24 protein-coding genes are annotated in these 24,218 nt (G+C 40.7%); 23 read left to right on the forward strand and 1 reads right to left on the reverse strand.

Annotated features, from left to right (window positions below):
• Positions 1-7: 7 nt before the first annotated feature.
• The 6 genes from xseA to recN are packed head-to-tail and all read left to right on the forward strand — an operon-like array spanning position 8 to position 5,512.
• Complete coding sequence (xseA, locus tag RV00_RS01650; RefSeq protein WP_071860860.1) at positions 8-1,351, forward strand: exodeoxyribonuclease VII large subunit; 1,344 nt, start codon at positions 8-10, stop codon at positions 1,349-1,351.
• Positions 1,351-1,572, forward strand: a complete 222-nt coding sequence (locus RV00_RS01655) for an exodeoxyribonuclease VII small subunit (RefSeq protein ID WP_071860861.1) — start codon at positions 1,351-1,353, stop codon at positions 1,570-1,572. The genes xseA and RV00_RS01655 overlap by 1 nt, the downstream gene beginning before the upstream one ends.
• Complete coding sequence (locus RV00_RS01660; protein ID WP_071860862.1) at positions 1,572-2,450, forward strand: polyprenyl synthetase family protein; 879 nt, start codon at positions 1,572-1,574, stop codon at positions 2,448-2,450. Before RV00_RS01655 ends, RV00_RS01660 begins: the two co-directional genes overlap by 1 nt.
• Positions 2,451-2,510: 60 nt before the next feature.
• Entirely contained in the window at positions 2,511-3,326 is an 816-nt protein-coding gene (locus RV00_RS01665; RefSeq protein ID WP_071860863.1) for a TlyA family RNA methyltransferase, read from the forward strand.
• Between the two features lie 20 nt (positions 3,327-3,346).
• Positions 3,347-3,808 carry an arginine repressor gene (locus RV00_RS01670; protein WP_071860864.1) on the forward strand — a complete coding sequence of 154 codons (462 nt, stop codon included), beginning with the start codon at positions 3,347-3,349 and terminating at the stop codon, positions 3,806-3,808.
• 33 nt (positions 3,809-3,841) lie between these two features.
• Entirely contained in the window at positions 3,842-5,512 is a 1,671-nt protein-coding gene (gene recN / locus RV00_RS01675) for a DNA repair protein RecN (protein ID WP_071860865.1), read from the forward strand.
• Between the two features lie 62 nt (positions 5,513-5,574).
• Here the strand turns inward: recN and RV00_RS01680 are convergent, their stop codons facing one another.
• Positions 5,575-5,691 carry a DUF4044 domain-containing protein gene (locus RV00_RS01680; protein WP_071860866.1) on the reverse strand — a complete coding sequence of 39 codons (117 nt, stop codon included), beginning with the start codon at positions 5,689-5,691 and terminating at the stop codon, positions 5,575-5,577.
• Between the two features lie 229 nt (positions 5,692-5,920).
• On the opposite strand from RV00_RS01680, the gene RV00_RS01685 reads away from it, so the two are divergent.
• The 17 genes from RV00_RS01685 to ileS all read left to right on the forward strand — a co-directional run bounded on the left by RV00_RS01685 (position 5,921) and on the right by ileS (position 24,169).
• Positions 5,921-6,292 (forward strand): DUF3397 domain-containing protein, encoded by a 372-nt coding sequence (locus RV00_RS01685; RefSeq protein WP_071860867.1) that lies wholly within the window; start codon positions 5,921-5,923, stop codon positions 6,290-6,292.
• 167 nt (positions 6,293-6,459) lie between these two features.
• On the forward strand, positions 6,460-6,891 hold the full coding sequence (mraZ, locus tag RV00_RS01690) for a division/cell wall cluster transcriptional repressor MraZ (RefSeq protein WP_071860868.1): 432 nt from the start codon (positions 6,460-6,462) through the stop codon (positions 6,889-6,891).
• A 15-nt stretch (positions 6,892-6,906) separates the two neighbouring features.
• Positions 6,907-7,860: a 16S rRNA (cytosine(1402)-N(4))-methyltransferase RsmH gene (gene rsmH / locus RV00_RS01695; protein WP_071860869.1), complete on the forward strand. Its 954-nt coding sequence runs from the start codon at positions 6,907-6,909 to the stop codon at positions 7,858-7,860.
• 5 nt (positions 7,861-7,865) lie between these two features.
• Entirely contained in the window at positions 7,866-8,243 is a 378-nt protein-coding gene (gene ftsL, locus RV00_RS01700; protein ID WP_071860870.1) for a cell division protein FtsL, read from the forward strand.
• On the forward strand, positions 8,244-10,433 hold the full coding sequence (locus RV00_RS01705) for a penicillin-binding transpeptidase domain-containing protein (protein ID WP_071860871.1): 2,190 nt from the start codon (positions 8,244-8,246) through the stop codon (positions 10,431-10,433).
• Positions 10,434-10,449: 16 nt separating this feature from the next.
• Positions 10,450-11,412: a phospho-N-acetylmuramoyl-pentapeptide-transferase gene (gene mraY / locus RV00_RS01710; protein ID WP_071860872.1), complete on the forward strand. Its 963-nt coding sequence runs from the start codon at positions 10,450-10,452 to the stop codon at positions 11,410-11,412.
• 14 nt (positions 11,413-11,426) lie between these two features.
• Positions 11,427-12,791 carry a UDP-N-acetylmuramoyl-L-alanine--D-glutamate ligase gene (gene murD, locus RV00_RS01715; RefSeq protein ID WP_071860873.1) on the forward strand — a complete coding sequence of 455 codons (1,365 nt, stop codon included), beginning with the start codon at positions 11,427-11,429 and terminating at the stop codon, positions 12,789-12,791.
• A 10-nt stretch (positions 12,792-12,801) separates the two neighbouring features.
• Positions 12,802-13,893: an undecaprenyldiphospho-muramoylpentapeptide beta-N-acetylglucosaminyltransferase gene (gene murG / locus RV00_RS01720; RefSeq protein WP_071860874.1), complete on the forward strand. Its 1,092-nt coding sequence runs from the start codon at positions 12,802-12,804 to the stop codon at positions 13,891-13,893.
• A 3-nt stretch (positions 13,894-13,896) separates the two neighbouring features.
• Positions 13,897-14,997: a cell division protein FtsQ/DivIB gene (locus RV00_RS01725; RefSeq protein WP_211272359.1), complete on the forward strand. Its 1,101-nt coding sequence runs from the start codon at positions 13,897-13,899 to the stop codon at positions 14,995-14,997.
• 165 nt (positions 14,998-15,162) lie between these two features.
• Positions 15,163-16,488, forward strand: coding sequence for a cell division protein FtsA (gene ftsA, locus RV00_RS01730; RefSeq protein ID WP_071860875.1), 1,326 nt, complete (start codon positions 15,163-15,165; stop codon positions 16,486-16,488).
• A gap of 90 nt (positions 16,489-16,578) precedes the next feature.
• Positions 16,579-17,823, forward strand: a complete 1,245-nt coding sequence (ftsZ, locus tag RV00_RS01735; protein WP_071860876.1) for a cell division protein FtsZ — start codon at positions 16,579-16,581, stop codon at positions 17,821-17,823.
• A gap of 14 nt (positions 17,824-17,837) precedes the next feature.
• On the forward strand, positions 17,838-18,515 hold the full coding sequence (locus RV00_RS01740) for a YggS family pyridoxal phosphate-dependent enzyme (protein ID WP_071860877.1): 678 nt from the start codon (positions 17,838-17,840) through the stop codon (positions 18,513-18,515).
• A gap of 9 nt (positions 18,516-18,524) precedes the next feature.
• Positions 18,525-19,148, forward strand: coding sequence for a cell division protein SepF (locus tag RV00_RS01745; protein ID WP_071860878.1), 624 nt, complete (start codon positions 18,525-18,527; stop codon positions 19,146-19,148).
• A 13-nt stretch (positions 19,149-19,161) separates the two neighbouring features.
• Complete coding sequence (locus RV00_RS01750; protein ID WP_084133202.1) at positions 19,162-19,437, forward strand: YggT family protein; 276 nt, start codon at positions 19,162-19,164, stop codon at positions 19,435-19,437.
• 12 nt (positions 19,438-19,449) lie between these two features.
• Complete coding sequence (locus RV00_RS01755; RefSeq protein ID WP_071860879.1) at positions 19,450-20,232, forward strand: YlmH family RNA-binding protein; 783 nt, start codon at positions 19,450-19,452, stop codon at positions 20,230-20,232.
• 22 nt (positions 20,233-20,254) lie between these two features.
• On the forward strand, positions 20,255-20,962 hold the full coding sequence (locus tag RV00_RS01760) for a DivIVA domain-containing protein (protein WP_071860880.1): 708 nt from the start codon (positions 20,255-20,257) through the stop codon (positions 20,960-20,962).
• A 420-nt stretch (positions 20,963-21,382) separates the two neighbouring features.
• A complete protein-coding gene (ileS, locus tag RV00_RS01765; protein ID WP_071860881.1) occupies positions 21,383-24,169 on the forward strand; it encodes an isoleucine--tRNA ligase in 2,787 nt (928 codons plus the stop codon).
• Positions 24,170-24,218: the final 49 nt, after the last annotated feature.

Here is a 24,218-nt window from a genome sequence, read left to right on the forward strand (position 1 = left end):
TGTTTACATGACGCAAGAGTATTTGACCGTCAGTGCTTTAAATAAATATATTAAACGAAAATTCGACGTCGACCCTTATTTAGAGCGGGTCTATTTGACTGGAGAAATTTCCAATTTCCGCATGCGGCCCAATAATCACCAATACTTCAGCCTAAAAGATGAGCGTTCCAAAATCAATGCCATCATGTTTAAAGGGGCGTTTCAAAAATTGAAATTCACGCCTAAAGAAGGCATGAAAGTATTAGTGGTGGGCCGGGTAGCGTTATACGAAGCCAGCGGAATGTATCAAATCTATATCGATCATATGGAGCCTGATGGCGTGGGTGCCCTGTATCAAGCTTTAGCCGAATTGAGAGAAAAACTAGATAAAGAGGGGCTTTTCTCACTGCCTAAAAAGCCACTCCCGCGTTACCCAAAACGCATCGCAGTGATCACCAGTCCCAGCGGTGCGGTGATTCGCGATATTATTACCACCGTCAAGCGTCGTTATCCAATTGCTCAGCTCGTTTTATTTCCAACGTTAGTACAAGGAGATAAAGCAGCGGCGGATATTGTAAAAAACATCAAACAAGCCGAGACGCTGGATTTTGATACGATGATTATTGGTCGTGGTGGCGGCTCAATCGAGGATTTATGGCCCTTTAATGAAGAGGTGGTCGCTCGGGCGATCGCGGATTCACCAATTCCGATTATTTCATCGGTGGGACACGAGACCGATACGACGATCGCTGATTTAGTCGCGGATGTTCGGGCGGCCACTCCTACGGCGGCGGCAGAATTAGCGGTCCCTGTCTTGTCGGAAGAAATCTTACGAATTAAAGAAAAACAAGCCCGTCTAGAGCAAGCCTTCTTGCACCAGTTGCAACGGAAAAAGGAACGTTTCGAACGACTGCAGCAGTCGTATATTTTTAGGCAGCCCAATCGTTTGTATGAAGCGCAAAGTGTTCAACTCGATCGCTTGACCCAGCAGCTGCAGCAAAATATGACTGTTTTAGTCAATCAGCGTGAGCGTGAATTGATGCAATACAGCAATCGTTTGGCGCAAGCAAACCCTATTAATCGGGTCAAACAAGCCCAGCAGCAAATGACGTATTTACAAGAGCGATTGCAACAACAGATGCAGAGCTATTTAGACAATCAACAGCGTCGATTGCAGCAAGCAATCACGTCATTGGACTTATTAAGTCCTTTGAAAACGATGGGCCGGGGTTTTACTTATACAACACAAGAGGATCAGGTGATTCGTTCGGTGAAGGACCTGCAAGAAAAAGAAATGACGGTTCATTTTGTTGATGGGACGGTTAAAGCCGCTGTCTTAGAAATCAATGCGGTGAATGAAGGAGAAGAATGATGGAAAATACGACTTTTGAAGAATCAATCGCGCAATTAGAAACAATCGTGACCCAGCTTGAACGGGGCGATGTTCCCTTAGAAGAAGCTTTAGAAGCTTTTCAAAAAGGAATGGTCTTAAGCAAACAGTGCCAAGATACTTTAACAAAAGCGGAAAAAACCTTAACGAAAATGATGAGTGAAGAGGAAGAAGTACCTTTTAGCGGTGAGGAGGAAGCCTAATGTTGCAAGAGCTTTCTGCTAAAGAACTGCCGAAAGTCGAAAAAGAGATCACTGACTTCCTCAATACCAGTTCCGCTAATGATGAATTGAAAAAGAGTATGCTGTATTCTGTCGAAGCCGGCGGTAAACGGATTCGGCCTTTGATTGTTTTGGCAACGATGCGTGCTTTTAAGAAAGAACTGTCTGCACCGGTTTATCAAACGGCGGGAGCGCTTGAAATGATTCATACATATTCGTTGATCCATGACGATTTGCCGGCGATGGATGATGATGATTTGCGACGAGGAAAGCCTACTAATCATAAAATCTATGGTGAAGCTTTGGCGATTTTAGCCGGTGATGGACTATTGACCGGCGCGTTTCAGTTAATCAGTGAAACGACCTTAGCGCCAGCTGAAAATGTACTGCTGATCCAGCTGTTAGCTAAAGCCGCAGGAATCGGCGGTATGGTTGCTGGACAGGCTGGGGATATGGCAGCTGAGAAACAACAGGTATCTTTGGAGCAATTAAAAACAATTCATCGCGGCAAGACGGGATCGCTGTTAACCTATGCCTTTGTGGCTGGCGGGATTTTGGCACAGCAAACAGAATATGTGATTGAGCTATTGGAAAAGCTTGGTAATCACATTGGCTTGGCCTTCCAAATCCGTGATGATTTGTTAGATGTTGTAGGGACAACAGAAGAGTTAGGCAAACAAGTCGGGCAGGATCAAAAATCAGAGAAGAGTACCTATCCAGGATTACTTGGTCTTGAGGGAGCAAAGCAAGCTTTAACCACTGAATTGGCGCAAGCAGAAAAAACGGTTCAACAGCTTGCCGAAGCGACTGAATTCCAACCTGAAGTATTTGAAGAATTACTAACGCTTTTTAAGTTATAAGCTTTCAATAAATGAAACGGACTTAAAGCGATTCCCTTAGGATGAATAAGGAGCAATAACATGAAAAAAGAACGTGTCGATGTTTTAGCTTTCAATCAAGGTCTTTTTGAAACTAGAGAAAAGGCTAAACGTGGTGTAATGGCTGGTTTAGTCTATGACCAAAAAAATGAACGGCTAGACAAACCGGGAGAAAAAATCGCGATTGAAACCGTACTGCAGCTCAAAGGGCAACGCTTAGCGTATGTTTCTCGTGGTGGATTGAAATTAGAAAAGGCGTTAAAAGAATTCGATGTAGCTATCAAGAACAAAATTTTATTGGATATTGGCTCATCAACCGGCGGCTTTACTGATGTCGCACTACAAAATGGCGCGACCATGAGTTACGCTCTCGACGTTGGTTACAATCAGTTGGCTTGGAAACTTCGTCAAGATGAACGGGTCGTTGTGATGGAACGGACCAATTTTCGCTATTCTAAGCTAGAAGATTTCCAGCAAGGACAACCGGACTTTGCAACGATTGATGTTTCCTTTATTTCTTTGAAGCTGATTTTACCGCCGCTTCATGAAATCTTAACCAATAATGGTGACGTGGTGGCATTGATCAAACCGCAATTTGAAGCGGGAAAAGAATATGTCGGCAAAAAAGGGATTATTAAAGATCCCAAGACCCATTTGATGGTTTTAGAAGAAATTACCAGCTTTGCAACTGTTCATGGATTTGATGTTGCGGAATTGACTTTTTCACCGATTACCGGCGGCGAGGGAAATATTGAGTTTTTGGCTCATTTAAAAAAAGTTCCAGCGACTGGTCAATTAAATCAATCCATCGATCTAGCAACAGTAGTAGCAGAAGCCCATCAACAACTGGATAAATAATTATTTTCGGAGGGAAACGGATGCGAAAGCAAGAGCGGCATCGAATCATTACGCAATTGTTAAATGAATACGATGTAAAAAAACAAGAAGACTTCGTGATGATTCTTGCGCAACAGGGAGTTACCGTGACGCAAGCGACGATCTCGCGGGATATTAAAGAAATGAAGCTGATCAAAGTTCCGGCGCAAAATGGTGGCTATCGCTACAGCCTGCCGAAACAGGAGCAAGAGGACGTCAATGAAAAATTAACGGACTTATTAAAAGAAGCTGTCCTTTCTGTTGATCAAATGGAAAAATTTATTAATGTGAAAACTTTACCGGGAAATGCCTCAGCTTCTGCAAATTTGCTAGAAAAGCAATTCTCAAAGGAGCTGTTTACTACTTTGAATGATGATGACAGCATTCTAATGATCGCTCGGACAGAAGAAGACGCCAAACGGATCCAGCAAGAGATTGCTGAAAAAAGTCAGAGTGGCAATTAGATAAAAGGTCTTAATGGGAATAGGAGTGTAAAAATGTTACAGGAATTGACAATCAAAAATTTTGCGATTATTTCTTCTTTGCATTTAGGTTTTACCGATGGAATGACCGCGTTAACTGGTGAAACCGGCGCAGGAAAATCGATCATTATTGATGCCGTTAGTTTGCTGGCTGGCGCCCGTTCGTCCATTGAATACATTCGACAAGGCAGTGAAAAATGTTTGGTAGAGGGGTTGTTTGATCTCCCTAGGCAGCGAGAGTTCCAAGTGTTAATGGAGGAATTAGGAATTGAAGTGGACGAAGCTGGCTTGATCGTTCAACGGGATTTGAATGTCTCTGGTAAGAGTATTTCCCGGGTAAATGGTCGGATTGTTACATTAGCCAATTTACGGCGCATCGGACAATTTCTAGTGGATATCCAAGGTCAGAATGACCACCAAGAACTGATGCATCCAGAATCACATTTGCGTTTGCTGGACAGCTTTGGAGATGCGCCTTTCCAAGCAATCAAACGAGATTATCAAGCGGCCTATCAAAGCTATCAGACCTTAGCCAATCAAGTCAAAAAATTCAAACAAAATGAGCAATCTTTTGTCCAACGGATCGATATGCTGACCTTTCAGCAAGAAGAGATCGGGAATGCCGAACTAACACTTGGCGAGGAAGAGAAGTTGATGGAGGAACGAGAAAAGCTGACGAATTATCAAAAAATCGTGGACAGCCTTTCTTACAGCTATCAGGCCATGACGAATGAAGAAACTAGTTCCCTCGATGCGATTGGTTCCGCTAGTCAAGAGTTACAAACAATCGCTTCTTTAGACAAAGACTATGAAACGATATCTGACAATGTCCACAGTGCCTACTATTTATTGCAAGACGCAGTTAGTGAGATTGGTCGGCAGTTAGACCTCTTGGAATTGGATGAAGAACGGTTGGATTTAGTCAACGAGCGGCTGGAGTTGATCCATCAATTGAAACGAAAGTATGGGGAGTCGATTGCAACGATTCTTAGCTACTACGATCAGATCAGCCAAGAATTATTAGACTCTGACTTTTCAGGTGACAAGCTAGAAAAGTTAGAAAATGAGTTGCGTGCAAAAGAAGAGAAGTTGCAGAGCTTAGCGAAACAATTACGACGAGCGCGTAAAGAAATGGCCAAAAAATTGGAATCCGCGATTCAGCATGAGCTGAAAGATTTGTACATGGAAAATGCTCGCTTTGAGGTAGCCTTTAAGGAAAGTAATTATACCCACGATGGCTTTGATGAAGTCGAATTTTATATTACAACGAATCCTGGGGAGCCATTGAAACCATTAGTCAAAGTCGCTTCTGGCGGAGAAATTTCACGAGTGATGTTAGCTCTTAAAACGATTTTTTCAAAAACGCAAGGATTGACCAGTATCGTTTTTGATGAAGTAGACACTGGTGTGAGTGGGCGCGTCGCCCAAGCAATCGCCGATAAAATTTATCAGATCGGAAAAAATTCACAGGCATTATGTATTACACATTTGCCACAAGTCGCTGCCAAAGCAGACCATCAATTATTTATCCGTAAAGAAATCGTCAAAGGTCGGACACTGACAAAAGTGGAAGAGCTGACCGAAAACGAGCGAACAGAAGAAATTGCTCGAATGTTAGCAGGAACCGAAATTACAGACTTAACGGTAGAACACGCAAAAGAATTATTACAATTAGCAAAAAAATAGCCGGAGCAGCTGCTCCGGCTATTTTTGCATTCCAACTGAAACGAAGGTCGTTTGTCAATTTTTTACATGATGCTAATCAAGCTACTTAAAATTAATGAGCCAATCGTTAATATTAACATAGTCCAAATAACGACTTTAGTTACTTTAGAAAATGTGCTAGTGGATTTCTTGTTATTCATGCTGTCACCATCCTCATAAAAATCTCAAATTCATCATACTCTTTTTTTTAAAACTCCGCAATTATTCGAAAAAAACTTTTAAAAAATACTAAAAAATCTTTTCGCGACTATATCATGAATTCAATTGTTAAAACTTGCTAAATCCTTTATATTTTAAATGAAATGAAACACGAATGTAACGATAATGCAGTATAGTTAGGGTAATAGTTTTTGATAGGAAGGACTGTAGTTGTTGGCAGCATTTTCACCAGTTATTTTGTTATGGTACATTTTTCCGTTAATAGTTTTTTTAGCGTCGGATTATATTGTAACAACTTTTAAACTAAAACAGCGATTCAATTTGAGGACACCGGATATTACCGTACCATTTTTAATCGTCGGAATGCACGAAATATCTAAAAGTATTAGCACGTTCTCTATTTTACCATATTTTTTATTAACCATATTGTTATTGGGAATAAGCGTAGTGGTTTTTCAAGCCTATCGCTATCGCGAAATAATGTATGGACGTTTCTTTAAAATGTTTTGGCGTCTAACGTTTTTGCTTTCGGTTGTGATGTATTTGATTTTAATCCTGGTCAGTATTATTTATGCGTTATAAAATAAAAAAACTATAAAAAAACTCCTGATTAGCCTCTTGGACCTTGATTAGATAATATGGTTAAAAAAGGTCAATAAAGTGTTATTTTTGTTTTTTACAAAATGTGGTAGATTGTGGGGGATTGTGGTAGACTAAACTCATGCGGTGGGAAAAAGGGGGAAGTCTACATGTTCATGGGTGAATTTCAGCATAATATTGATGCAAAAGGACGTTTGATCGTTCCTTCGAAATTACGTGAACAGCTAGGCGAGAAATTCGTCGTTACCCGCGGCATGGATGGCTGTCTGTTTGGTTATCCCTTAGCCGAGTGGAACCAGTTAGAAACAAAATTGAACGAAATGCCTCTTTCAAAAAAAGATGCGCGTGCCTTCGTTCGCTTTTTCTACTCCGCTGCTACCGAATGCGAGATTGATAAACAGGGACGTATTAATATTCCCGTTTCTTTACGCAGTCATGCTTCGCTTGAAAAAGAATGTGTGATTATCGGTGTAGCAAATCGAATTGAAATTTGGGATCAGACTCGCTGGAATGACTTTACTAAAGAAACAGAAGCGAGTTTTGATGATATAGCAGAAACAATGGTAGATTTTGGATTTTAGAGAAGAGGATTAGTAATGACAGACTTTCAACATACGACCGTTTTGCTTCATGAGACTGTCGATGGTTTAGCAATCAAACCAAACGGTGTTTATGTTGATTGTACATTAGGCGGTGCTGGACACAGCGAGTATCTATTGAGCCAATTAGGTAAAGCAGGACACCTTTATGCGTTTGATCAAGATCAAAAAGCAATCGACAATGCTAAAATCCGCTTAGCAAAATATGTGGAACAAAACCAAGTGACTTTCGTCAAAGCGAATTTCAGAGAGCTTACTACTGAAATGAACCGTTTAGGCGTAACAGAAGTCGATGGTATTTTATATGACCTTGGCGTGTCTTCTCCTCAATTGGATGAAGCAGAGCGCGGTTTTAGTTACCACCAAGACGCTCCGCTAGATATGCGAATGGATCAAACAGCGCCACTGAGTGCGTATCAAGTAGTCAATGACTATTCTTACCACGAATTAGTAAAGATCTTTTTCCGTTATGGTGAGGAAAAATTTTCAAAACAAATCGCGCGCTTGATTGAACGCAAGCGGGCCGATGAACCAATCAAAACGACTGGTGAATTGGTAGATTTGATCAAAGAAGCGATCCCCGCTCCTGCCAGACGAAAAGGCGGTCACCCAGCTAAACGGGTATTCCAAGCCATTCGAATTGCGGTCAACGATGAGCTAGGCGCCATTGAAAGCTCGTTGGAACAAGCAATCGAGTTATTGGCGCTTAATGGTAGAGTTAGTGTTATTACCTTCCACTCTTTAGAGGATCGAATTGTAAAAACGATGTATAAAGAATTCAGCACACCGAAGGATATGCCTCCGGGATTGCCAGTTGTGCCGGAAGAATTCCAACCAGTATTGAAATTAGTCAATCGAAAACCAATTATTCCTTCAGATGAGGAATTACAAGATAATAATCGTGCGAGAAGCGCTAAATTACGGATCGCGGAGAAAGTGAAGAAAGGATAGGGAGTATGGCAGAATTAAAGAAGCAACAATATGATCAATTTGATTACCCTCAAGAAGAGATTCATCAAACGCCAGACTCTTTCCAAGTCTTTGTTTCACCCGGAGATCGTCTAAAGAAAATCACCCGGATTGAGAAGGTCGCTGTTTTAGCTTTCTTAGTTATGTTGATTGGCTTATCAATCGTAATGGTGAATTATCGCAATGAAATCAGCAAGACACAAAATGACATTACTAGTATTCAAACAGATATAGATGGAAAAGAAAAGACAGCGACTCAATTGCAACAAGAAAAGAGCGAATTATCACGTTCTGATCGTTTGAAAGAAGTTGCTGAGAAAGCTGGACTTTCAATCAATGATGCAAATTTAAGGAAAGTGAAGTAAATGCGTTTTAAAAGGCTAAAAAGAAAAATCCGAAAAAAGAATTTGACTCCGATGAACAATCGCAAAAAAGTAGGTGTTGTTTTGTTTGCTACGAGTATTGGATTGTTCTTTTTGTTTGCCGTTCGCATGATCTATGTGGTGGCAGGCGGTCATGTAGCAGGCACCTCATTAAAAGTAAAGACCGAAGAACTCTATCGAGGAGAAGATGTCGTCAAAGCGAAACGGGGAACAATCTATGACCGTAATGGCGAAGTAATCGCTGAGGACGCAACTTCCTATTCTGTTTATGCGATTCTGTCAGAAAGTTATGTTTCTGGGAAAGAAAAGCTTTACGCGCAAGAAAAGGATTTTGATGAGTTGGCTTCGATCTTACATAACAATTTGGATATTAAAGAAAAGACTGCTTTGAAAACATTAAAAAGCGGCGTAAACAGTGACGGAACAAGTAAATACTATCAAGTCGAATTTGGAAATAAAGGAAAGAACATCTCTGAAGAAACGAAACAGAACATGGAAGATGCCATGAAAAAGGCTAAAGTGAAGGGACTGTACTTTACTGAACATACGGATCGGATGTATCCGAATGGTAATTTTGCTTCTCATTTCATTGGATATGCTCAACCTGATAAAAAGGAAGAACTTGTTGGGATGATGGGCGTTGAAGCTGCTTATGATGATGTGCTGAAAGGCAAAAATGGAAAAATTGTATATCAAAAGGATGAAAACCAACGACCAATCCCTGGCAGTGTAGCCGAGGAGAAAAAGGCAGTCGATGGGGAAGATATTTATACAACCCTCGACGGCGGACTACAAAGCTATTTGGAAACCTTAATGGATAAAGTCAATGCTGAGGCCAAGCCGAAAGAACTAACCGCGACTTTGATGCAAGCGAAGACTGGAGATATCTTGGCGATGTCTCAACGGCCAACGTTCAATCCTGAAACTAAAGAAGGATTAGGCGAAGAGGACGCCTGGCAGAATTTCTTAGTCGAGACCAATTATGAACCAGGTTCGACGATGAAGGTCTTTACGACTTCAGCTGCTGTGAATGAAGGTGTTTTTGATGAAAATGAAAGCTACTTATCTGGGAAAATCCAAGTAGCGGATGCCACCATTAATGACTGGGATTTAGGAAAAAAAGGCGTTTTAACGATGCGTCAAGCTCTTTCTTGGTCAAGTAATGTTGGAATGGTCAAGCTTGAAGAAAAATTAGGCGACAAATGGCCTGAGTATGTGAAACGGTTTGGTTTTGGACAAAGTACTTACTCTGGTTTGCCTGGCGAATCTAAAGGCACATTGCCAACGTCAAATATTGTCGACCAGGCGATGAGTTCTTATGGTCAGGCTATTGGGGTGACAAATTTCCAAATGATGCGGGGCTTTACTGCCGTTGCAAACGATGGGAAAATGCTGCAACCTCATTATATTGAAAAAGTTTCTAATCCAAATACGAATAAAGAAATCATCACGAAACCGGAAGTAGTAGGTGAGCCTATCACAGCGGAGACTGCACAAAAGGTTCGTGAATATATGCGAGATACGATCGAAAGTGAGAACTATGGATCAGCCTATGATCAATACAAAGTACCAGGCTATCATATTTCGGCTAAAACAGGTACGGCTCAGATTGCAGAAAATGGTCGCTATTTAACGGGAGATACAAACTATATCTACTCGATTGCGTTGATGCTGCCATCAGAAGATCCTGAATACATTTTGTATCTGACAATGAAGCAACCACAACATTATTCAGCCGGCGTGCTGGGAGAAATTGCAAACCCATTGTTAAGTCGTGCAATGGAATTTCAAAATAATGAATCGGATTCCGCGGATGAAGAAAATGATACAGAAGTAACGGTTGAGGATTACCGTAATCTAGCTACTTCAAAAGCTGCTGCTGATGCGAATAAGCGTGGGTTGACAGCGGTGGTTGTAGGTGACGGTGATGAAGTAACAAAACAATCGGCCAAGCCTGGCGAAAAAGTCATGGCAAATGAGCATTTGATCCTATTAACAGATGGTAAGAAAGAGATGCCGGATGTTCGTGGATGGTCAAAGGCAGATATATTAAAATTAACAAACCTACTAGATATCGATGTCAGCTTCAAAGGTGAGGGCTATTGTACAAAACAAAGCATTGCCCCTTTTGCAGATATATCGAAAAAGAAATTGAAAATTACCTTAGGTTAGGACTGGAGAGAAAAAAATGGAACCGGCACAATATTTTATTGCTTTTGCCAGTAGTTTTGCTATTACTGTTGCAGGCATGCCATTCATTATTGGTTATTTTAGAATGAGAAAGCAAGGACAAGAGATTCGCGATGAAGGGCCTAAATGGCACAATTCAAAAGCGGGAACACCAACGATGGGCGGTTTAGGATTTTTGGCCGCTGCCGTGATTACTTCTATCTGGTTCAGCCTTTGGCAACAACAAATGACAACGTCGTTATTGATACTAGTTTTCGTCTTGTTGCTGTATGGAATCATCGGCTTTTTAGATGATTACATTAAATTAGCAAAAAAACAAAATGAAGGTTTAACTTCAAAACAAAAATTTATCGCCCAAGTCGTTGTGGCCATTATTTTTTACGTGGTCTATCGCATGGAGGGTTATCCGAATACGCTGAATTTCTTTGGCATTGAATTGCCACTGAGTATTTTTTATGGAGTATTCATCATTTTCTGGTTGGTTGGTTTTTCAAATGCCGTGAATCTAACGGACGGAATTGATGGCCTAGTTTCAGGACTAGGAACAATTTCTTTTGCGACCTATGGATTGATTGCTTGGAAGCAGCAACAGTACGAGGTTTTAATTGTTTGCTTAGCTGTTATGGGTGGATTAGTCGGTTTCTTCCCATATAATAAAAAGCCGGCCAAAATTTTTATGGGTGATGTTGGTTCGTTAGCTCTAGGGGGCTTACTTGCGGCTATCTCGGTCGTCTTACATCAAGAGTGGACCTTACTATTGGTTGGTTTAGTTTATATATTCGAAACAGCAAGCGTGATTATTCAAGTCACTTCCTTTAAAATGACTGGTAAGCGGGTATTTAAAATGTCTCCGCTACATCATCATTTTGAGATGTCTGGCTGGTCGGAATGGAAAGTAGACACGGTCTTTTGGTCAATCGGACTAGTCGCGTCCATCATTGTGTTATTGATAGTACTGTAGGAGATGACTAAGAAATGAAGCAAATTAAACAATATGAAAACGAAAAAGTTTTAGTTTTAGGATTAGCTAAGAGTGGATTTAGTGCGGCCAAGTTATTGAATGACTTGGGCGCACTTGTTACCGTCAACGACGGAAAACCTTTTGAAGAAAATCCTGAAGCCCAAGGTTTATTGGAACAAGGTGTACGAGTTATTACTGGGCATCATCCGATTGAATTATTAGATGAGGATTTTTCACTGATGGTAAAAAACCCCGGTATCCCGTATGACAATCCTCTAGTTGCCAAAGCAGAAGAATTACAGATCCCAATTTTGACTGAAGTAGAGTTAGCGTATCAAATTGCCGAATGTCCGATTATTGGGATCACTGGAACAAACGGCAAGACGACTACGACGACTATGATTGGACTTTTATTAAATCAGGAACGTTCGGCTGGAAAGGCATTGCTTGCTGGGAACATTGGTTTTCCCGCTAGTGAAGTAGCGATGCAGGCAAGTGCTGAGGATGATATCGTGATGGAATTGTCAAGCTTCCAGTTGATGGGTGTCGAAGAGTTCAAGCCGCAAATCGCGGTGATCACAAATATTTATGAAGCACATTTGGATTACCATAAGACCCGTGAGAATTACGTAGCAGCGAAGTGGGCGATCCAGGCGAATATGACCGCCGAAGATTTTCTCGTCTTAAACTGGAACTCTGAGGAATTGCAAACAATGAGCAAACAAACCAAGGCCCAAGTAGTTCCTTTTTCTACCAAAGAAAAATTGTTGAATGGCGCGTATTTACTTGATGGCGATTTATACTATCAAGCAGAAAATATTATGCCTGCCGCTGAATTAGGCGTACCAGGCGCTCATAATGTTGAAAATGCTTTAGCAGCGATTGTCGTTGCCAAATTAAAGGGTGTCTCAAATGAAAGCATCCGTTCCGCATTAAGCAATTTCCACGGTGTTCCTCATCGGACGCAATATGTGGACACGATTAATGGCCGGAAATTCTACAACGATTCAAAAGCAACAAATGCCTTAGCAACAGAAATGGCGTTAAGCGGTTTTGATAATGAAAACCTGATTCTCTTGGCTGGTGGATTAGATCGTGGGAATGATTTTGATGAATTGATTCCAGCTTTTGAAGGAATCAAGGCCATTTTGTTATTTGGTGAAACCAAGGAAAAATTAGCTGATACAGCAAAACGTGCGGGGATCCAAACAATTATTAAGACAGCTAACGTTGAAACGGCCGTACCTCTAGCTTATGAGCAAAGCGAAGCAGGGGATAGCATCTTACTTTCTCCAGCAAATGCTAGCTGGGATCAATATCCTAGTTTTGAGATTCGTGGAGACAAGTTTATGCACGCGGTGAAACAATTAGAAAAGTAGGGAAGTAGTAATGAGAATACTTGTGACAGGCGGCGGAACCGGCGGACATATTTATCCGGCTTTAGCGTTTATCCGCTACGTACAAAAAATCCAACCTGATTCAGAATTTTTATATGTCGGAACACATCGTGGATTGGAGAATAAAATTGTGCCTGAAACAGGCATCTCTTTTAAAACTATTAAAATTCAAGGCTTTAAACGGAAGCTTTCCATGGATAACGTGAAAACTGTTCAATTATTCCTTGAAAGTATCAAGCGTTCAAAAGAAATTTTGCGCGACTTCAAACCAGACGTAGTGATCGGAACGGGAGGCTATGTTTCGGGATCAGTGGTTTATGCCGCTGCTCGTATGAAGATTCCTACGATCGTTCATGAACAAAACAGTGTACCAGGAATCACAAATAAATTCTTGAGTCGTTTTGCGGATCGAGTAGGTATTTGTTTTCCTGATGCAGCACAATATTTTCCCGAAAAGAAAACGGTCTTAGTGGGGAATCCACGAGCACAAGAAGTGATGACTAGCGGTAAGTCGGATGTGTTAGAACAATATGGCTTATTAACCGATATTCCGACGGTATTAATTTTTGGCGGTAGTCAAGGTGCTTTGAAAATCAATCAAGCGGTCATTCAAGCCTTGCCGCAATTCGCCCAAAAAGAATATCAAGTATTGTATGCCTCCGGAGAACGTTATTATAACGAACTATCCGGGAAAGTGGATGTAAAAAAAATCAATTGTAATTTGTCACTACAGCCGTATATAAAAAATATGACGGATGTTATGGCGAATGTTGATTTATTGATCGGTCGGGCAGGTGCCACATCAATTGCTGAATTTACTGCCTTAGGTCTGCCGGCAATTTTGATTCCTAGTCCTTATGTGACCAATGATCATCAAACAAAAAATGCGCAAAGCTTAGTGAAAGCCGGAGCAGTCAAAATGATCTCCGATGCTGAGTTAACGGGTGATAATTTGGTTGAATCCGTGGATCAGATCATGGGGGACTCTGAGCTGAAAGAACGCATGGCTAGAGCTTCAAGGCAAGAAGGAATTCCCGATGCAGCAGAACGTCTCTGGTCATTGGTAAATGAAATTGTAAAATAACTTTTGGAGGTGAGAACCATTAGTCGTGAAGAGTTTCCAGAGGAAGAAAAAGAAAAGCGGCCCAAGCAAGAAAATTTAACACCCTGGCAGCTGGCCAATATCGAATACTTAAAACAAAAAGCGCTTGAAAAGGGTGAAACTGAGTCAGAGCCTGTTGAAGAATCGGAATCGGTACCTGACGACGATGGTGAGCCAGCAGAAGAAACTATCCAGACAGAACCAGATTCTGAAAAGTCAGAGGAAGAGTTGCTAGTAGAGGAAGAACCAATGAAAGAGGTTCCCGTTGGTCCTAAAAATGGCTCCTTTTTGGATCGCTTACCTAATATTAAGCATGAACGAAATCAACGACTACTGCGGCGCTCCACGATCTTAATTGGCTTATTTTCTATTCCAGCACTGTTATTATTGTATTACATTTCTCCATTGGGAAAACTTGGCGGAGTTAGTGTTGAAGGCAATCAAAGAATTTCAGCGGAAGCCATAGAAAAAGAACTGAATTTTTCGGTAGGAGACAATCTTTGGTCACAATATTTTGATCGCCAAGACAATATAAAAAATTTAAAAAAACAAGAGTTACAGATTGAAGACGCCAGTGTCCAGTTTAAAGGATTCAATCATTTTGAAGTGAAGGTGAAGGAATACCCAGAAGTTGCTTACATAGATAATGATGGCAAATATTCTCCCGTTATTTCAAATGGCAAGATTATTCCCATTGAAGTGGCTAAAGGGAATGGTGATTTGCCAATTTTAGAGAGCTTCACCAGTTCAAAAAGAATCTTAAGTGTCTTGGAGCAATATAAGAAATTATCCGGTGAAGTGAAGCAAGGCATCTCGCAAATAAAATACGCTCCAACGGATGAAAACAAAGAGCTGTTGGAAATTTTCATGAATGATGGCAATAAAGTATTAGTCAGCATTCACGATATGGGGACTAAAATGCAGTATTATCCACAAATTGCGAAAGAAATGAGCGCCAAAGAAATGAAAGGCGTAGTGGATATGGAAGCTGGAATTTATAGTTATCCTTACGCGGAAAATTCTACTAGCGAAGAAGCGACCCAAAACTCCACAGATCAATCTGAAACACCTGCTGGAAATGATTAAATTTATTACAAGAAAATGTTGAATCTTCTTTTTCATTCCAGGTAAAATGTGGTAAAATTGAAGGCAGTGAATTACTTGCAAAAAATTATATTTCATGCTTAACAGTAAGTTAAATTTTTAAATCTGAATAAAGCATTTATTTGAAAATAGGAGGGAATCCCATTCATGGCAAAAGCAGGAATGTATGTAGGCCTTGATATCGGGACAACATCGATAAAAGTTGTTGTCGCCGAATACATCGATAGCCAAATGAATATTATTGGTGTTGGAAACGCAAAATCAGAAGGAATCAATCGTGGGATTATCGTAGACATCGATAAAACAGTACAGGCGATTCAACGAGCAGTGAAACAGGCCGAGGAAAAAGCTGGGATTCAGATCAAAAGCGTCAGCGTGGGATTACCTGCCAATTTATTAGAAGTTGAGCCTTGTCAGGGCATGATCGCTGTAAACAATGAGTCAAAAGAAATTATGGATGATGATGTTCGGAATGTTGCTTCAGCAGCAATGGTTCGCTCCGTTCCTCCTGAAAGACAGATCGTTGCTTTACTTCCTCAAGAGTTTACTGTTGATGGTTTTGAAGGCATCAAAGATCCACGCGGCATGATCGGTGTTCGTCTTGAAATGTTTGGCCTAGTCTTTACTGGACCTAAGACAATCATTCACAACATCACGAAATGTGTTGAAAAAGCAGGACTGACTGTTGCTGAAACAGTGATTACTTCTTTAGCACTAACAGAATCTACGTTATCGGATGGAGAAAAAGACTTTGGTACAATTGTCATTGACATGGGCGGCGGTCAAACAACGACGGCGGTTATGCATGACAAGCAATTGAAATTTACCCATGTTGATCAAGAAGGTGGAGAATTTGTTACTAAAGATATTTCCATCGTCTTAAATACATCATTCAATAATGCAGAAGCGTTAAAAATTAATTATGGGGATGCTTATCCAAGTCGTACCTCAGCTGATGAAGAGTTCCCAGTAGATGTGATTGGAAAAACTGATCCGATTAAAGTTGATGAACGCTACTTAGCTGAAATCATTGAAGCTCGACTGGAACAAATCTTCCGTAAAGCGAAAGAATCACTTGATGAAATCGAAGCACTTGATTTACCAGGTGGAATCGTTTTAACTGGTGGAGCCGCAAGCTTACCGGGTGTGGTCGACTTAGCAGAAGATATTTTTGGAACCACAGTTAAGCTGCATGTACCAAATCAAATGGGATTGAGAAATCCAGTATTTACTAACGTAATCAGCATCGTGAACTATTCAGCTGAATTGAGTGATGTCTATCATTTAGCAAAATCAGCTGTAACTGGTGAAAAGGTTTCGTTATCGGCTGCGCCGCAAACGAATGCTGTTTCAACAACACCTGTTTATGATGACTACGACGCTTCTAATGATTACGAAGAAGAAACAAAACCTAAGAATGATGAAAAAGTAACTGGGAAGATTAAAGACTTCTTCTCAAATATTTTTGATTAATTTGCAGAGTATTATTTGTACTGAAAATCAAGCGGATATTTCTGATGGAAAATAAATCCATTAATTACGAAGTAGGAGGAAATAGAAAACATGGAATTCTCAATAGATAACAATATTAACGAAGGTGCAGTTATTAAAGTTATCGGTGTTGGCGGCGGCGGTGGCAATGCTATCAACCGAATGATCGAAGAAAACGTCAAAGGCGTTGAATTCATCGCTTCAAACACTGATGTTCAAGCTCTTAAAAATTCTAAAGCTGAAACAGTTATTCAATTAGGCCCTAAATACACTCGTGGCTTAGGTGCCGGTTCACAACCAGAAGTTGGTCAAAAATCAGCTGAGGAAAGTGAACAAGCGATTCGCGATGCTTTAGAAGGTGCAGATATGGTCTTCATTACAGCCGGTATGGGCGGCGGAACGGGTACTGGAGCTGCTCCAATCGTAGCGAAAATCGCAAAAGACCTTGGTGCTTTAACAGTCGGCGTTGTTACACGACCATTCAGCTTTGAAGGACCAAAACGTGGACGTTTCGCAGCTGAAGGTATTTCAGCTTTGAAAGAAAATGTTGATACATTGTTGATCATCTCAAACAACCGTCTATTAGAAGTTGTTGACAAGAAGACGCCAATGCTTGAAGCATTCCGTGAAGCAGATAATGTTTTACGTCAAGGGGTTCAAGGTATTTCAGACTTGATTACTGCACCTGGTTACGTAAACTTGGACTTTGCTGATGTGAAGACTGTCATGGCTAATCAAGGAACAGCCTTGATGGGTATCGGTGTTGCTAGCGGCGAAGATCGTGTCGTTGAAGCAACTAAGAAAGCAATCTCTTCTCCATTACTTGAAACATCTATTGATGGGGCTGAACAAGTATTGTTGAATATTACTGGCGGATTGGACATGACCTTATTCGAAGCTCAAGATGCTTCTGATATTGTTGCGAATGCAGCAACTGGTGATGTAAATATTATCTTAGGTACATCGATCAGCGAAGAACTAGGCGATGAAATTCGCGTGACAGTAATTGCGACAGGAATTGATCCAACAAAAAAGGAGCGTAAGGCTACGCGCAATTCACAACGTGACCGCGCTAGTCAAATCCAGTCAGTTCCACAAAAACAAAATTTAGATATTGAACCTGCAAGAAACAACGAAGGTCAATCTGCTTTTGGCGAATGGGATATTCGTAAAGAAGAAAACATCCGTCCTAAAGTTGAAGAAACACAATTTGATAATATCGAAAAGAAAGAATTTGAAACGTTTAATCGTGAAGAAGTAAAACCTGAAAAAGACGAAGAACTAGACACACCACCATTCTTTCGCCGCAGAAAATAAAAGGGGGAGAGCACATGATCGCTGAAAACTTGCATAGAATCCAGCAAGAGATTCAGGAGTCGTGTGCTCTTGTTTCACGTAACCCACAGGATATTACTATGGTTGCAGTGACCAAGAGTGTCGACTCTACCGAAGCAAATGAACTTGTTGAACTAGGTGTCAGAAATTTAGCCGAGAATCGAGTAGACAAATTACTTGAGAAAAAGCAAAGTCTTTCACAAAAGCAGCACATCAAATGGCATCTTATTGGCAATTTACAGCGCCGCAAGGTAAAATTAATTATCAATGAAATTGATTGCTTTCATGCATTAGACAGTTTACGTTTGGCACAAGAAATTCAAAAGCGCGCCGAACATCAAATAGATTGTTTTATTGAAGTAAATGTTTCCGGGGAAGAATCAAAGCACGGCGTTTCGCCAGAAGAGCTTTTTTCTTTCATTAAAGAATTAGAGGGATTGGATAAGGTTCATGTGATCGGATTGATGACAATGGCACCTTATGACGCGAATGAATCAGAGGTTCGTGCAGTCTTTTCTGAATTGAGACAGCTCCAAGAAAGCGTGAGAGATTTAAACTTGCAGTATGCGCCTTGTACAGAATTAAGTATGGGAATGAGCCAAGACTTCAAAACGGCAATTGAAGAAGGTGCTACGTTTGTACGGATCGGAACGGCACTATTTAAGAAAGGTTAGGTAAAGTTAATGGGAATTAGTCTAGCAAGAATCACTGATTTTTTTGGTTTAGCAGATGATGATATGTACGAAGAGGCAGCTCCTGCACCAAAGAAGCAGGTTAGTCGCCCACAGCAACAAACACCAAGAAGTACACCAATGAAAAAGGAACGTGTAAAACCACGTCCTACCTATCAGCAAAAAGAAGAGCGCCCCAGAGAGAGAGTTCAGCCGGCTGCACCAGCTACCAATCGGAGAGCTGAAACGGTTGCCAAAATGGCTGAAAGCACACCAAAGAAAAATGATAACGTTGTTTCTATGCCAAGTAATAATAGAACTCAGCGTTTTGCACCAAAGGTTGAAGAAAAAAGTAAAAGCCGAATCTCAGTGGTAGAACCTAGAGCTTATTCTGAAGCAATGACGATCGCAAGACGTGTTGGTCAAGGGGAAGTTGTCTTAATTAATTTCCAATCTCTTGATGAAATGAAAGCTCGTCGGGTGGTTGACTTTTTGACAGGTGCGGTGTTTATGATCGACGGTGACATCAAACGTGTTGGAAATGAAATGTTCTTGTGTACACCGACGAATATAGAGATTGATAATTCTACATTAAGTTCGATTGTTGATGAAGATATTTTTGGATTAGAAATGTAAAGGAGCCGCTTAGTTGGAATTACTTATTACACTTTTTAGTATTTTGAATCGCCTGGTTTATTTTTATTCGATTCTCTTAGTGGTTTATGCGTTAATGTCTTGGTTTCCAGGGGCGTATCAGTCCAAACTGGGCCAATTATTAGGAAGAATCTGTGAGCCTTTTCTTAATTTGTTTCGGCGTTTGCCGCTGCAATTTGGCGGAATCGATTTTTCAATCATGGCAGCAATTCTCGCATTAAATTTTTTCATGGAGGTTTTAAGAAAAATTCTGATCAATATTATTTATTAAGGAGGTGGCAAAATGAATGCGAATGTCTATCAGCATTTTAGACAAGAGGAACATGCATTTATTGACAGTGTTGGCGATTGGTTAGAACAAGTTGAAAGCCAGTACGCTCCTTATTTGACGAATTTTTTAGACCCTCGGCAAGCGTATATTTTGGAAACCTTGGTTCGTGAAACAAGTGAGCTGAAGTTTTCGTTTTATGGCGGGTATGAACGTGCGGAGCGTTGTCGGTGTCTGATTTATCCGGATTACTTTGAACCGCAAACCGATGATTTTGAACTGGTCATGATTGAGATCAAGTATCCGCAAAAATTTACGGATCTTTCTCATGGAAAGATTCTAGGAACTTTAATGAGTGCTGGAATCAAACGAGATTATTTTGGCGATATTATTTCAAACGGAGAGCGATGGCAAATTTTTTTGGCGAAGGATTCGGCCAGCTATATCGTAAATCAAGTGACAAAGATCGGTCGCGTAACCGTTCATTTAGAAGAACGCCCTTATACGGATATTATTATTCCGAAAGATAGTTGGCTGGAAGAAGTTACTACAGCTAGCTCGTTAAGGCTAGACGTTATTATCTCAACAGTCTATAACATTTCCCGTCAACGCTCGAAGCAACTGGTGGAAGCGGGGAAAGTCAAGGTCAATTGGTCTGTAAATGAACGACCAGATTATTTGTTAGATTTATTGGACGTTGTTTCTGTTCGTGGATTTGGACGAATTCAGATACAAGGAATCGAAGGAAAAACAAAGAAAGAAAAAATCCGTTTGCGTTTAGGCGTATTACGAAAATAATTATTATGAGGTGAACAGAAAAATGGCACTAACTCCATTAGACATTCAAAACAAAAGTTTCTCCACTAAAATGCGTGGCTATAATCAAGATGAAGTTGATGACTTTTTAGATATGATCGTTCGTGATTATGAAGAAAGTATCGCGAAAAATCGTGAATTAGAAAAATCATTAAAGCATGCTGAAGAAAAATTAGAATACTTCAACGAGTTGAAGGAAGCCTTGAATCAATCAATCGTTGTAGCGCAAGATACTGCCGATAAAGTAAAATCTTCTGCAAGTAAGGAATCTGAAGTGATTGTTACTTCAGCTCAAAACCGTGCGGATGAAATGATTTCTAATGCGATGCAAAAAGCAAATCTATTAACTACCACAGCAGAAGACAAAGCGAAAGAAATCTTAACCGATGCAACTTCAAACGCTCGTCAATTGGCTGCTGAAACCAACGATTTGAAGAAAAAAACACGGGTCTTCCACCAACAATTATTGTTGTTGTTAGAAACACAAATCGATCAAGCTCGCAGCGGCGATTGGGAAGAAATATTGAAGCCAATGTCTGCATACGTTGGCGATGGACATGAAGTTTTGAAAGAAGTCCTATCGAATGAACTTGACAATGATACAGTGAATGCAGTAGACTCAGATGAACCAATCGTGCTTGATGAGCCGAAAGATGAGGACATGGGCCTAACGATTGATATACCTGAATTAATTAAATCAGACGAAGAATAATTCTAGAACAGAAAAGCTGATTAGATTTCTTTTTAGCGAGCCGATGATAGTGAAAGTTCGGTAGACCCTCTAATTAGAAAGATCCTCTAGGACATTCAGCTGTGAAAAAAGTAGCAGTTGGCGGCTCATCTCGTTACCGATGACAAGAGGAAACATTAGTTTCAAATTTTGGGTGGTACCACGACAAGCTCGTCCCTATGCGGATGAGCTTGTTTTTTTTGCGAGTTCCACTTTGCGCAACGCGCAATTAGTGGAATCGTATGTGTGGTGACGATAAGAGCATTTTTCGTTTTAGAAAGATGCTACCTTTATTGGGAGCTAACTGTCAGTTTTTCAATCGTATCACCAAGTAATACTTAGTTTTATAAACATGCTTTTCTTAATTGAATGGCTTAGATTATTAAAAGGAGACGATCAATAGTGAAAACAAAAGAAACCCTTCAGCTAGGGAAAACAGGTTTTCCAATGCGGGGCAATTTACCAAACCGCGAAGGACAATGGGAAAAAGAGTGGGAAGAAAATAAAATTTATGAGAAGCGTCAAGCATTAAATGAAGGCAAACCATCTTTCGTTTTACATGATGGCCCTCCATATGCCAACGGGAATATCCACATTGGTCATGCCTTAAATAAAATTAGTAAAGACATCATTGTTCGTTCAAAATCTATGTCCGGTTTTCGGGCACCCTATGTTCCCGGTTGGGACACTCACGGACTGCCAATTGAACAAGTTTTAGCCAATAAAGGCATCAAACGTAAAGAAATGACGATGGCGGAGTACCGCAAAAAATGTGAAGAATATGCCTTGTCACAAGTGGACAAACAACGCGAAGATTTTAAACGTTTAGGAATCGCCGGCGAATGGGATCATCCATATATCACATTGACACCGGATTATGAAGCTGCGGAAATTCGTGTCTTTGGTAAAATGGCGGAAAAAGGCTATATTTATAAAGGCTTGAAACCTATTTATTGGTCACCATCAAGTGAATCTTCTTTAGCTGAAGCGGAAGTTGAATACAAGGATGTAAAATCGGCTTCGATTTATGTGGCTTTCAAAGTTAAAGACGGCAAAGGAATCTTAGATAATGATACGTCATTTATTATCTGGACCACCACACCATGGACCTTGCCAGCTAACCAAGGAATCTCTGTGAATCCAGCCTATACTTACGTAGTTGTGGAAGCAGCCGGAGCAAAATATGTGATCGCGAAGGATCTATTAGAGACAGTAGCGAAAGAATTGGAATGGACAGACCCGAAAGTCCTGAAGGAAGTTGCTGGTAAAGAACTTGAATACATGACTGCCCAACATCCATTTTATGATCGCGAATCATTAGTCATCTTAGGCGACCATGTCACGTTAGATGCTGGTACTGGTTTGGTTCATACGGCGCCTGGTCATGGTGAGGACGATTACTTTGCCTGGAAAAAATACCGCAATGACATCATTTCACCAGTGGACAATCGGGGAGTCATGACGGCAGACGCTCCTGGTTTTGAAGGAGTATTCTACGAGAAGGTCAATCCAATGGTGACTGAGCTGTTAGAAAAAAATGGCGCGTTGTTGAAATTGGAATTCTTTACTCACAGCTATCCACATGACTGGCGGACGAAGAAACCAATCATTTATCGGGCAACTCCACAATGGTTTGCATCGATTGATAAATTCCGTCAAGATATTTTAGATGAAATTGAAAAAGTTGATTGGATCATTCCTTGGGGCAAAACACGTTTGTATAATATGATCCGTGATCGCGGTGATTGGGTTATTTCTCGTCAACGTGCCTGGGGTGTACCATTGCCAATCTTTTATGGTGAGGATGGAGAAGCAATCATCACACCAGAAACAACGGAACACGTCGCACAATTATTTGCGGAACATGGTTCGAATATTTGGTTTGAACGTGAAGCAAAGGAATTGTTACCTGAAGGTTTCACGCATCCAAGTTCGCCAAATGGTGAGTTTACCAAAGAAAAAGACATCATGGATGTTTGGTTTGATTCTGGTTCTTCTCATGAAGCTGTTTTACGTCAACGGGAAAACTTAACCTTCCCAGCGGATATGTATTTAGAAGGATCGGACCAATACCGTGGCTGGTTCAACTCAAGTATTACAACGAGTGTAGCGATCAACGGTGTAGCACCATATAAATCAGTTCTTTCTCAAGGTTTTACTTTAGATGGTGAAGGCCGCAAAATGAGTAAATCGTTAGGCAATACGATCGTTCCAGGAAAAGTCATCAATCAAATGGGTGCCGATATCTTGCGACTATGGGTCAGCAGTGTGGATTACGAAGCAGATGTGCGGGTTTCAATGGATATCTTGAACCAAGTATCTGAAGTCTATCGTAAAATCCGTAACACGATGCGTTTCTTATTGGCAAATACGACGGACTTTGAACCAACTCAACACACCGTTGCTTACGACGAGTTGCGCTCGGTGGATAAATACATGCTAGTTCGTTTAAATGAAGTGATCAAAACGATTCGTGAAGACGGCTATGAGAAATATGACTTCACACAAATTTATAAAACTGTTGTTAACTTCTTAACGGTTGATTTGTCTTCCTTCTATTTAGATTTTGCGAAGGATGTCGTTTACATCCAAGCAGAAGACAGCTATGAACGCCGTTGTATGCAAACCGTATTCTATCAAGCGGCTGTTGCCTTGACGAAGCTTTTGACACCAATTATTCCTCATACGACCGAAGAAATCTGGTCATACTTAAAAGAGGACGAAGAGTATGTTCAATTGGCAGAATTACCAAGCTATGAAGCATTCGCGAATCAAGGGGAATTGTTGGATACTTGGAAGGCCTTCATGGATTTCCGTGACAATGTTCTGAAAGCTTTGGAAGAAGCGCGGAATGAAAAAGTTATCGGAAAATCATTGGAAGCAAAAGTAACAATCTATCCAAATGAACAAGTCGCAACGATGTTGACCGCACTTGATGCTGATCTAGCGCAGTTATTGATCGTTTCACCTGATTCATTCAGTATTTCAAAAGAAGCTGCACCAGAAAATGCGAAGACATTCGATGATGTTGCGATTCTAGTAGAAAAAGCCGAGGGTGAAGTTTGTGACCGCTGTCGTCAAGTTCGTACGACAGTCGGTGAAGACGAAAAATTACCAACCTTATGTGCTTCATGTGCCCATATCGTGGAAGAGCATTATCCAGAAGCGGTCGCAGAAGGATTAGAATAAGCCTATATAATAGAAGAAACCCGTGTCGAATGGCTGACACGGGTTTCTT

The organism is Enterococcus devriesei (assembly GCF_001885905.1).
GTDB lineage: Bacteria > Bacillota > Bacilli > Lactobacillales > Enterococcaceae > Enterococcus_A > Enterococcus_A devriesei.

Excerpts from the sequence above, each read along its gene's own strand:
- xseA (WP_071860860.1), top strand. The coding sequence starts at position 8 with ATGACGCAAGAGTATTTGACCGTCAGTGCTTTAAATAAATATATTAAA.
- mraY (WP_071860872.1), top strand. The coding sequence starts at position 10,450 with ATGGAACCGGCACAATATTTTATTGCTTTTGCCAGTAGTTTTGCTATT.
- ftsZ (WP_071860876.1), top strand. The coding sequence starts at position 16,579 with ATGGAATTCTCAATAGATAACAATATTAACGAAGGTGCAGTTATTAAA.
- mraZ (WP_071860868.1), top strand. The coding sequence starts at position 6,460 with ATGTTCATGGGTGAATTTCAGCATAATATTGATGCAAAAGGACGTTTG.
- RV00_RS01670 (WP_071860864.1), top strand. The coding sequence starts at position 3,347 with ATGCGAAAGCAAGAGCGGCATCGAATCATTACGCAATTGTTAAATGAA.
- recN (WP_071860865.1), top strand. The coding sequence starts at position 3,842 with ATGTTACAGGAATTGACAATCAAAAATTTTGCGATTATTTCTTCTTTG.
- RV00_RS01660 (WP_071860862.1), top strand. The coding sequence starts at position 1,572 with ATGTTGCAAGAGCTTTCTGCTAAAGAACTGCCGAAAGTCGAAAAAGAG.
- rsmH (WP_071860869.1), top strand. The coding sequence starts at position 6,907 with ATGACAGACTTTCAACATACGACCGTTTTGCTTCATGAGACTGTCGAT.
- RV00_RS01760 (WP_071860880.1), top strand. The coding sequence starts at position 20,255 with ATGGCACTAACTCCATTAGACATTCAAAACAAAAGTTTCTCCACTAAA.
- RV00_RS01745 (WP_071860878.1), top strand. The coding sequence starts at position 18,525 with ATGGGAATTAGTCTAGCAAGAATCACTGATTTTTTTGGTTTAGCAGAT.
- RV00_RS01665 (WP_071860863.1), top strand. The coding sequence starts at position 2,511 with ATGAAAAAAGAACGTGTCGATGTTTTAGCTTTCAATCAAGGTCTTTTT.
- RV00_RS01755 (WP_071860879.1), top strand. The coding sequence starts at position 19,450 with ATGAATGCGAATGTCTATCAGCATTTTAGACAAGAGGAACATGCATTT.
- murD (WP_071860873.1), top strand. The coding sequence starts at position 11,427 with ATGAAGCAAATTAAACAATATGAAAACGAAAAAGTTTTAGTTTTAGGA.
- ftsL (WP_071860870.1), top strand. The coding sequence starts at position 7,866 with ATGGCAGAATTAAAGAAGCAACAATATGATCAATTTGATTACCCTCAA.
- ftsA (WP_071860875.1), top strand. The coding sequence starts at position 15,163 with ATGGCAAAAGCAGGAATGTATGTAGGCCTTGATATCGGGACAACATCG.
- RV00_RS01680 (WP_071860866.1), bottom strand. The coding sequence starts at position 5,691 with ATGAATAACAAGAAATCCACTAGCACATTTTCTAAAGTAACTAAAGTC.
- RV00_RS01705 (WP_071860871.1), top strand. The coding sequence starts at position 8,244 with ATGCGTTTTAAAAGGCTAAAAAGAAAAATCCGAAAAAAGAATTTGACT.
- RV00_RS01740 (WP_071860877.1), top strand. The coding sequence starts at position 17,838 with ATGATCGCTGAAAACTTGCATAGAATCCAGCAAGAGATTCAGGAGTCG.
- murG (WP_071860874.1), top strand. The coding sequence starts at position 12,802 with ATGAGAATACTTGTGACAGGCGGCGGAACCGGCGGACATATTTATCCG.
- RV00_RS01655 (WP_071860861.1), top strand. The coding sequence starts at position 1,351 with ATGGAAAATACGACTTTTGAAGAATCAATCGCGCAATTAGAAACAATC.